This is a genomic window from Streptomyces sp. NPDC058401 (assembly GCF_042722885.1).
Lineage (GTDB): Bacteria > Actinomycetota > Actinomycetes > Streptomycetales > Streptomycetaceae > Streptomyces.
On sequence record NZ_JBHXKA010000205.1, the window covers coordinates 1 to 9,766 of the forward strand.

Here is a 9,766-nt window from a genome sequence, read left to right on the forward strand (position 1 = left end):
GGTCCGGACCGCCCCCCGGCGGTCCGGACCCGGCCCGCAGCCGTGCCGCGACCGCCGCGGTCAGATCGCCGGGCGGTAGAAGAAGGTCTTGCGGCGCTCGATCCTGCCGTCACGGACGAGGTAGGTGTCGGCGAAGGCCTCGTCCAGGGTCTTGCCGTCCTTGTCGGCTCCCTGGAAGCGCCCCCAGCAGGCGGCCGCGGCGAGGCCGCCGGTCACCTGGCTCACCTCGTGGGCGCCCGAGGTGATGATCCGCTCGTGCTCGTAGAACCGGCGGATCCGGTCGAGGCCCTCCAGCGCCGGGTAGCCCGGACGTTCGTACACGGCGTCCGGCGCGAACACCTCGCCGAGCCGGTCCCACGAGCGGGTGTCGATCACCTGGAACAGCCGGGCCACCAGGGATTCGGCGGTCACCGGTGCGGGCGACGTCGTTGTCACGGCCTTGCTCCTTAAGGGTGTGGACGAAAGGGTGTGGACGAAAAACGGATGGCTGAAAAGCTCTGGTCACGGCCCGTCGGTGAGGGCCTTCTCCCAGGCCGAGGCGAGCCGCGCGACCCCCTCCCGGCGCTGGGCGCCGTCCAGGGAGGCGAAGGACAGCCGCAGGACCCTCGAGCCGTCCTCCTCGATGCAGAAGGGCGTGCCGGGAACGATGGCCACCCCCTGCGCCAGCGCGTGTGCGTACAGCGCGTCCGAGCCCACCCGGGGGTCGGTCAGCCGGCACCAGAAGAAGAGCCCGCCGCGCGGCCGTTCGAAGTCCAGCCAGGGCAGCCGCTCGCGCAGCAGCGTCTCCATGGCGCGGGCCCGGCCGCCGTACAGCGTGCGCAGGCCCGCCAGGTGGGCCGGCAGGAACTCCGGGTCCCCCAGCAGATCGGCCAGCAGGTACTGGCCGAAGGTGTTGGTCTGGAGGTCCCCGCACTGCTTGGCGGCGACCAGCTCCCCGATCAGCTCGGCCGGGGCGACCAGACCGGCCACCCGCAGTCCCGGGCAGACCGTCTTGGAGAGGCTCATCAGCCGGACCACCCGTCCGCTGTGGACGTCGGTGGACGGCAGTCGGCTCCCCTCGAAGGCCAGGTCCCCGTACGGGTCGTCCTCGACGACGAGGAATCCGAACCGCTCGGCCAGCGACGCCAGGTGGCGGCGCCGCTCCTCGGAGAGCACGGCCCCGGTGGGGTTGTGGAAGTGCGGGACCACGTAGACGAGCTTGGGCCGCGCCCCGGCGAGGAGGCGCTGCTCCAGGACGTCGGTGCGCATCCCGTCCGCGTCGCCGGGGACCGGCAGCAGCCGGGCTCCGGCGCGCCGGAAGACCTGTACGGCGCCCAGGTAGCTCGGGTCGTCCAGGGCCACCTCGTCGCCCTCGTCTATGAGGGTCTGGGCGACCAGGTCCAGGCCCTGCTGGCTGCCCGCGGTGACCATCACCCGGTCGGGGCCGACGGGGGCCCCGGTTTCGCTCGCCCGGGCCGCGATCACCTCGCGCATCGGGGCGATGCCGTCCGTGGGGGCGTACTGGAGCGCTCGTACGGCCTGCCCGGCGAACAGCCGGTCGGTGGCCTCGGCGAGCCGGGCCACGGGGAAGCTGTCGGGGGCCGGGATGCCGCCGGCCATCGAGAGCACCCCGGGGGCGGCGGCGGCCGCCAGGATCCGGCTCACCGCGTCGGAGCGGCCCCAGCCGGTCCGGCGGGCGAGCAGGCTCCCGATGCCGCGCGGTTCCTGTACGGGGTTCGGGGTCACCTTGCGTCCACCTTCCGCGGCTGCGCGACGAGCTGGGGCGGGAACTCCTTCAGGCGCCACACCGGCGAGTTGAGGACCACCAGGACGGCGGTCAGGAACAGCCCGGCCGTGACGAACAGCGTCTCGCGCAGCCCGATGAGGTCGCCGAGCCAGCCGCCCAGCAGGGCGCCGAGCGGGAGCGTCCCCCAGGAGACGAAGCGGTACCCGGCGTTCATCCGGCCCAGCAGGTGGTCCGGGGTGATGGACTGGCGCAGGCTGATGATGTGGATGTTGGCCATGGTGCCGCCGGCCCCGATCAGGCCGAAGGCGGCGACGAACAGGACCAGCGAGAGCGCCCCGCCGTTCGCCGGGGCCGCCGGGATGGCCGCGGGGGCCAGGCAGCACAGCAGCAGCGCCGCCAGGATGGCGTGGCCGAGCCCGATCCTGCGCTTGAGCCACTGCGCGAGCATCGAGCCGGCCAGCGAGCCGACCGCCCCGGTGCCCAGCAGCAGCCCGATGCCGCCGGGCGAGATGCCGAGCGTGCGGGCCGCGTAGAGCACGAACACCGTCTGGAGGGACATCCAGCACAGGTTGTACAGCCCGGACTGGAGGGCGCAGGCCCGCAGGTGGGCGCTGTCCCAGATGATCCGGATGCCCTCGGCGATGCTGGTGCGGATCCCGGTGCGCTCCTGCTGGGGCACCGGCTCCGGCTCGACGCGCCGTACGGCGAGCAGCGTCAGCACGGAGACGAGGTACGAGATCCCGTTGATCAGCAGCGCGTAGGGGGCGGTGACCCAGCCGATGAGCAGGCCGGCCAGTCCGGGCCCGCCGATCTGGGCCAGCGAACTGGTGCCCTGGAGCTTGCTGTTGCCCTCGACCAGGTGCTGCTTGCCGACCAGGGTCGGCAGGTAGGACTGGTAGGAGACGTCGAAGACCACCGTGAGGGTGCCCACGAGCAGCGCGGCCACGTACACGTACTCGATGCGCAGCAGGTCGAGCACGGCCAGCAGCGGTACGGCGCTGACCAGCAGCGCGCGCCCCACGTTGGCCATGATCATCAGGGGCCTGCGGCGCACCCGGTCGACCCAGACGCCGACCAGGAGGGTGACCATCAGGAACGGGGCGTAGGAGGCCGCGTTGACGAAGCCCACCTGGGAGGAGCTGGCGTCGAGCGTCAGCACCGCGGTGAGCGGCAGCGCCAGGGTCGTGACCTGGGCCCCGACCTGTGAGATCGCCTCCCCGGACCAGAACTTGAGGAACTCCGGGTCCCGCCAGAGCGTGGCGGGGGCGGCGGCGGCCGGTGCGCCGGCCGCCGTCTCCTCCACCGGCTCGGCGGCCCCGTTCCCGATGTCGGTCACTTCGCTTCCACTCCCTCGGCGGCCGGGTCGACGTGGAAGGCGCAGCCGATCTGGGCGCCGCGGAGCATGCTCACGATGCCGACGGCCGGGTCGGTGACCCCGCGGGCCAGGGTGCCGGCGTAGCGTCCGTCGACCATCAGCGTTCCGTAGGCGACGGCCATGTCCTCGCAGGTCTCGCCGTCCTCGGAGAGGAACCGCTCGGTGGTCGGCAGCAGGCGGTGCTGGAGGACGTAGGGGCCGTCGACGGCCTGGCGGAGCTTGGCGACCCATTCCTTCTGGTCGGTGGTCCAGCCGGGGGTGACGCCGACGCCGCCGTAGAGCAGGGTGGGCTTGAGGACCAGGTGGTCCTTGTTGGCGATGGCGTAGGGCAGCAGGTCGATCTTCTCGCCGCCGAAGGTGACCTTCTCGTCGCGGACGAAGCGGGTCCAGGGCAGGATCCGGTCGATGAGCTCGCGCTCGGCCTCGGTGAAGACGGCGCGGTTGCGCTCGTCGCTGAGCATCGCGAGGCTGCCCTTGTTGCCGTACAGCTCGCAGTCGAGCGGGGCGAACAGTTCGACCGTGCCGGCCTCGACGGCGTCGAGGAGCGGGTTGACGAGGTCGTAGGTGCGGGGCTCGTCGGGCATTTCGCCGGGCAGGAACATCCGGTAGACCACGTCGACCTTGCGGCCCTGGTGGAGGACGTTGCCGTTCTCGTAGGCGAAGTCGCCGAGGTGGCAGACGACGGTCTCGAAGCCGAGCCGTTCGAAGGCCGGTACGACGAACTCCATCCAGCACTTGGACTTCTCGAAGCCCTCGGGCCAGTCGGTGATCGCCAGCAGCGGCCGCTCGATGCCTTCGAGGGAGGGGGCCTGGCGGCGCAGCACCTCGGTGATGCGGGCGAGCGGGTCGGGGTAGACGAGGCCTTCGGTGGCCGCGAACTCGGCGAACTCGGCGTCCTGGATCAGGGCGCGGGCGAACTCGCCCATCTGCCAGCCGCCCAGCGAGGAGCCGGTGTTGAGCTCCATGACGCGGAAGCCGCCGGTCTCGCGGTACAGGTCGGCGCGGGAGAGCGGGGCGAGCTCGTCCACGGAGCCGCGCAGGACCAGGTCGGCCTGGGTGGGGGACATGCCGACGGCGGTGGCGAAGGCGCGCAGGTCGCCGCCGAAGAGCCGGGCGGGCACGGCCTTGAGGAGTTCGAAGAGGCCGTTGAGGTCGTGTTCCAGGCCCGTCACGTCGGCCTCGCTGAGGAAGACGGGGCGGTTGAGTCCCTCGCCGCCGCCGGCTCCGTAGCGGAACCATTCCACGCCGCGGACTCCGGAGACGGTCTGGCGGGCCGCGGTGCGCTCGTGGTCGAAGAAGCGGCGGGTCACGGCGTTCTCGACGCGGGCGCCGAGCCGGTGTGCGGCGACTCCGGAGACCTCGGTGCGGGAGAGCGCCTCGGCGCGGTCCAGGGCGCGGCGGGTGCCGGCCGGGGTCTCGCTGACCGCGACGAGCGCGGCGGAGCGGGGGGTCAGGCCGCGGGGCGGGAGCAGCAGCTCGTCGCCGGGCTCGACGAGGGCGACGGCCTCGGCCAGGTCCTCCACGTCCTCGGGGGCGGGCAGGACGACGCGGTCGACGGCGCCGTCGTAGGCCGGGTAGAGGAAGCGGACCTCGGCGCTCAGCGCGCGGGTCGGGGTGATGTCCGGGGTCTCCTCGAAGGCGATCCGGGCGGCGGCCAGCGGCAGGTCCACGCCGGTGGCGAGCTTGTTGAGGTGCGGGATGAGGTCGCCGCCGAGGCGGCCGTTGAGCTCGATGAGGCGGGGGCCGTTCGCGGCGACGCGCAGTTCGGTGTGGGTGACGCCGTAGTCGACTCCGGCCGCGCGGTGCGAGTCCTGGACCAGCTGGGTGACGGCGTCGGCCCAGGGCTCGTGGCGCCAGTCGGTGACGAGGTGGCCGACTTCCTCGAAGTACGGGTGGGCGCCGAGGCGCTTGCGGGCCACGCAGACCGGGGTGGCCACGCCGTCCACGACGACGCTGTCCACGCTCAGTTCGGGGCCTTCGATGAACTCCTCGATCAGGACCGAGGCGGTGGTGCCGGCGCCGCGCAGGCGGCTGGTGGAGGCGAGCCGGAAGGCCCGGCGCAGGCCGTCCACGTCGCGGGCCATCATCACGCCGAAGCTGCCGCCGAGGGTGCGGGGCTTGACGACGACGGGGAAGCCGATGGACTCGGCGGCGGCGACGGCCTCCTCCTCGGTGGTGGCCGGGATGTAGCGGACGGCTGCCATGCCGGCCGCTTCGAGGGCCTGGCGGGTGGCGTACTTGTCGCGGCAGATCTTGGCGGCGGCCGGGTCCATGGCGCGCATGCCGAGCTTCTTGGCGACCGAGGACACGGCGACGAGGGACCACTCGTCCCAGGTGACGATCGCGGCGTTGGCGACTTCGCCGCGCAGGTCGGCGACCGGGGCGTACAGCTTGGCGGCGTCCGTGGTGTCGGCGATCCGGTGGGTCTCCACGTAACGGGCCTGCCAGGTGGGGGCCTCCGGCGCGACGAGGGTCACCTCGTAGTGCTGGGCGAGGGAGGCCAGGGCGTACTCGCGGTACTGCTGGATGCGGCTGCCTACGAGGATGACGCGCTGGCGTTCGGAGGTCGTGAAGACCACGGTGGATTCCTTTCCGGTACGGGGCGTGGTGCTGGTTCGCCCCGGAGAACAGGGGGTGCGAGACGTGGAGGGGGGTCAGCCCGTCGGGCCGTCGGCGGACGGGGCTCCGACCGGTACGCAGGTCAGCCGGAAGGAGTTCGCGGACTCGGTGATGGCGGCCTCGACCTCCCGGGTGGTGGCGCCGCGGAAGCGGAAGCGGGTGCCGACGTGCTCGTAGCCGCTGATCGCCGGGGCCGTGGAGCCGACCGGGGTGTGCTTGACGGCGTACGGGAGCCGGCCGGGCGCGGGTTCCCGTACCCAGCCGGCCGCTTCGACGCGGCAGGGGGCGGGGACGGGGAGCGGGAGCAGCAGGTAGCCGCCGACCCCGCCGGTCTTGAGCGGCGGCAGGACCGGGGTCAGGCCGAGCTGGATGTCGACGGCGGCGGCCATCAGGTCGACGCCGTGGACGTCGCGCCAGGTGAAGGGGATCTCCCCGCCGCCGACCCGGGCCCCGCACTCCAGGAAGACCAGGGCGGGCCCGCCGCCCGGGGCCGGGGTGACGAAGGCCTCCAGGTGGAAGACCCAGGGCCGGGAGCCGCCGAGGGCGGGGCCGACCGCGGCGGCGAAGGCCTCGACGGCCTCCAGCAGCGCGGGGTCGTCCTCCTCTACGGAGCCGAGCCAGGTGCCCTGGGTGAAGTCGGCGCAGGTGCCGCCGACGTAGCGCGAGACGGTCCAGCTGCCGAGGGAGTCGCCTTCCCACAGGCCGTCGATGTGCAGGATCGGCCCGTCCACGTAGCTCTGTACGAGGTGCGGTTCGGCGGCCAGGGCGGCGGCCAGGGCGCCGAGTTCGGCCAGTTCGGCGGCGGAGTCGATCTGGACCACGCCCCGGCTGGCGGTGCCGCGGTGCGGTTTGACGACCAGCGGCCAGCCGTGGGCCTCGCCGAAGGCGAGCACGGCGGCCGGGTCGGGGGCGGGGGCGAAGGCGGGCACCGGCAGTCCGGCGGCCTCGGCCGTGCGGCACATGGTCAGCTTGTCGCGGAACACGGCCAGTTCGGCGGTGTGCTGGCCGGGTATCGCGAACTCCTCGCGGATCAGCGCGGCCGTGTCCAGGTCCCCCTCGTTGAGGGCGATCAGCCGCGCCGGGGCGCCGAAGCGGGCCACGAGCCCGGTCACGGCGGCGCGGACGGCGGGCAGGTCGTCGGTGAGGGCGACGGTGGTGACCGCGGCGGCGGTCCCGGGTAACGAGGCGCGGCCGAGCTCGGTGCTCACGTAGGTGACGTGGGCGGCGCCGTGGTCGAGGTAGTCGGCGTAGTGCGCGTGGGTGTCCCGCCAGCGGTGCAGGACGATGATGTGCGGCCGGTCGGTGCTCATGCCGTCCCGCCCCCCTCACCCTCGTCCGAGCCGTCGGCGCCGTCCGCGCCGTCGGCGTCGGCCGGGGCCTCGGTGCCGCCCGCGGCGAGCCAGGGCAGTGCGGCCGTGGCCATCGTGCGGATGCCGACGGAGAGCGCGGGTCCGGCGACGGGCGCGAAGGTGGAGGAGTGGTTCTGCGGGAGCTCCTCCAGCTTGCCGGCCGCGAAGGCCTCGCCGAAGGCCTGCGGGTCGAGGCCGCCGTAGAACCAGTACACGGAGGGGACCTGGGCGGCGGTGGCGAGGAGTCCGAAGTCCTCGCTGGCGGTGGTCGGGCCCATCGTCATGACGGCGCCGGCCCCGAAGTGCTCTCGGTGGGCGTCGGCCACCCGCTCGGCGGCCGCGGTGTCGTTGACGGTCATCGGCAGGTGGTACACGGAGGTGATCTCCGGGTCGGCGGTCGCGCCCGCGGCGGCCGATTCGGCCCGCGCGAGCCGCTCGATGGCCGCGAGGACCTTCTCGCGGACCGGCGCGGAGCTGGTGCGCACGTTGATGCCGAGCTCGGCCGTGTCGGGTATGACCGCGGCGGTGGTGCCGGCGTGCAGTTTGCCGACGGTGACCACCACTGGTTCCTGGGCGGCGATCTCGCGGGAGACCACGGTCTGGAGCCGCAGGACGAGCGAGGCCGCCATCACCACGGGGTCGACGGCCGCCTCGGGCTTCGAGCCGTGGCCGCCGCGCCCGAAGAGCTTGACGGTGATCGAGTCGGTGGCGCCCATGACCGTGCCGGGCAGGGTCGCGACGAGGCCGACCGGGCCGGGGCCCACGTGCGAGCCGAGGATCACGTCGGGGCGCGGGAAGCGCTCGAAGAGGCCGTCCTCGACCATCTCGCGGGCTCCGTAGCCGCTCTCCTCCCCCGGCTGGAAGACGGCGACGACGGTGCCCCGCCAGGCCCCGAGGTTGCGGGCGAACAGGGCGCAGGACCCGATCAGCGCGGCCACGTGCAGGTCGTGCCCGCAGGCGTGCATCACCGGGACCTCGGCGCCCGCTTCGTCGGTGGCGGTCTCGGTGCTCGCGTAGGGCAGCCCGGTGGCTTCCTTGACGGGCAGCGCGTCCATGTCGGCGCGCAGCATGGCCACCGGTCCCTCGCCGTTGCGCAGCACGGCGACCACGCCGGTGCGGCCGACGCCGGTGGTGATCTCCCAGCCGCCCTGGGCGGCGAGGCGTTCGGCGACGAGGGCCGCCGTCCGCTTCTCCTGGAAGGCGAGTTCGGGGTGGGTGTGCAGTTCGCGGTAGTCGGCTTCCAGGGCCGGCATCAGCGAGTCGAGACCTTCGAGCAGTGCAGTCATGGCGTCCTTCTCAGGCATGAGGGGTTACGGACACGGGGTGTTCGCCACCGGGGTGTTCCTGTACGGCCCATGAGGCGGCCAGCGCCACCGCGGCGGTCAGTGCGGGCCACCACGGCAGCCAGGCGTTGTGGCCGGCCGACCTCAGGAGTTCCGCGAGCATCGGGAACGTGCCGCCGAAGAGGCTGATCGCGGCCGCGGTGGGCAGTCCGACGGCGACGGCGCGCACGGCGGGCGGGAACAGCTGCCCCGCGAAGACGTTGCTCACCGCGAGCGGGAGGCCCAGCAGGAAGAGCAGGACCACGGTGACGAGGGGGACGGGAACCCGTCCGGCGGTCATGGCCATGAGCAGCGGCACGCTGCCCAGGGCGAGTCCGGCGAAGCCCAGGCGCAGCACGGGCAGGGCGCCGAACCGGTCGGCGGCCTTGCCGCCGCCGAGCATGGCCGCGAGCAGCGCCACCATGCCGAGGAGCAGGGCGGCGGAGGTCTCCTCCTTGGTGGCGGCCCCGGCGCTCTCGGCGTACGAGGGGAAGTCGACGGTGACGAAGTAGAAGGCGGTGGTGGCCCCGGAGGTGATGGCGAACACCACGGCGAGCCGCCCGAGATGGGCCCGCAGCACGGGCCAGGGGCTCGGCGCTTTCCCGGCCGGTGCCGCTGCCTCCTGCTCCGCCGCGCCGCGCCGGATCCACAGGGCGGTCAGCCCGAGCAGTCCGCCGAAGACGAAGCCGAAGCGCCAGGCGCCGTCCTCGACTCCGCTCTCCCCGAACACCCCGAGCAGGACGTTCATGACGATGAAGGAGAGCGCGCTGCCCAGCACCACGCCCCCGTAGGAGACGGCGCTGTAGAAGTAGCGGCGGCCTGCCGGTGCGGTCTCGGTGACGTACGCGGCCACGCTGGGGTTCTCCGCCCCGACCGACAGCCCCTGCACCAGCCGGGCCCCGACCACCAGGAGCGGAGCGGCCAGTCCGATGGAGGCGTAGCCGGGTATGACGGCCAGGAACAGGGAGCCCGCGGCGATCAGGCCGACCGTGAGGGTCAGTCCGTAGCGCCGGCCGCGGGTGTCGGTGAGGCGGCCGATGAGCACGCTGCCCAGCGGGCGGACCAGGAAGCCGAGGGCGAAGCCGAGGTAGGCGGCGATGAGTTTGGCGGTGGGCGAGGTGCCGGGGAAGAGGGCCTCGGCGAAGTAGGGGGCGAGGATGCCGTAGATGGTCCAGTCGTACGCCTCGACGACCGAGCCGACGGTGGCGGCGGCCAGTTCCCTGCGGGGGCGCCGGGCCGGCGCCGGTGCGGCGGCGGCGGGGGTGGGCGCCCCCCCACCCGCCGGGGGGTGGGCCGCGTGGTGAGTGGTGGTGATCTGTTAATCCTGTCGCTTATAAACAAAAACGAGCCCACCAGACGTTAATAAAACTGGGTT

The 9,766-nt window shown here is 73.3% G+C and carries 7 protein-coding genes; all 7 read right to left on the reverse strand.

Translation table 11 applies throughout. The annotated features are described in order from the left end of the window. Window positions 1-60 precede the first annotated feature (60 nt). The gene (locus ACFWNV_RS37735; RefSeq protein ID WP_382754687.1) at window positions 61-435 is read right to left on the reverse strand and encodes a nuclear transport factor 2 family protein; all 375 of its coding nucleotides are present in this window, start codon (window positions 433-435) and stop codon (window positions 61-63) included. 66 nt (window positions 436-501) lie between these two features. Beyond that, window positions 502-1,725, reverse strand: a complete 1,224-nt coding sequence (locus ACFWNV_RS37740) for a PLP-dependent aminotransferase family protein (RefSeq protein ID WP_383956237.1) — start codon at window positions 1,723-1,725, stop codon at window positions 502-504. Further along, window positions 1,722-3,062, reverse strand: a complete 1,341-nt coding sequence (locus ACFWNV_RS37745) for an MFS transporter (protein WP_383956240.1) — start codon at window positions 3,060-3,062, stop codon at window positions 1,722-1,724. Before ACFWNV_RS37745 ends, ACFWNV_RS37740 begins: the two co-directional genes overlap by 4 nt. Continuing rightward, window positions 3,059-5,680 carry an acetyl-CoA carboxylase biotin carboxylase subunit family protein gene (locus ACFWNV_RS37750; protein ID WP_383956243.1) on the reverse strand — a complete coding sequence of 874 codons (2,622 nt, stop codon included), beginning with the start codon at window positions 5,678-5,680 and terminating at the stop codon, window positions 3,059-3,061. The genes ACFWNV_RS37745 and ACFWNV_RS37750 overlap by 4 nt, the downstream gene beginning before the upstream one ends. Before the next feature lie 75 nt (window positions 5,681-5,755). Further along, window positions 5,756-7,030 (reverse strand): acetyl-CoA carboxylase biotin carboxylase subunit family protein, encoded by a 1,275-nt coding sequence (locus tag ACFWNV_RS37755; protein WP_383956246.1) that lies wholly within the window; start codon window positions 7,028-7,030, stop codon window positions 5,756-5,758. Beyond that, a complete protein-coding gene (locus ACFWNV_RS37760) occupies window positions 7,027-8,355 on the reverse strand; it encodes an amidohydrolase (RefSeq protein ID WP_383956249.1) in 1,329 nt (442 codons plus the stop codon). The genes ACFWNV_RS37755 and ACFWNV_RS37760 overlap by 4 nt, the downstream gene beginning before the upstream one ends. 10 nt (window positions 8,356-8,365) lie before the next feature. Continuing rightward, complete coding sequence (locus tag ACFWNV_RS37765) at window positions 8,366-9,706, reverse strand: MFS transporter (protein ID WP_383956252.1); 1,341 nt, start codon at window positions 9,704-9,706, stop codon at window positions 8,366-8,368. Between the last annotated feature and the right edge of the window lie 60 nt (window positions 9,707-9,766).

Coding starts and splice junctions, on each gene's coding strand:
- ACFWNV_RS37755 (WP_383956246.1), bottom strand. CDS start 7,030: ATGAGCACCGACCGGCCGCACATCATCGTCCTGCACCGCTGGCGGGAC.
- ACFWNV_RS37760 (WP_383956249.1), bottom strand. CDS start 8,355: ATGACTGCACTGCTCGAAGGTCTCGACTCGCTGATGCCGGCCCTGGAA.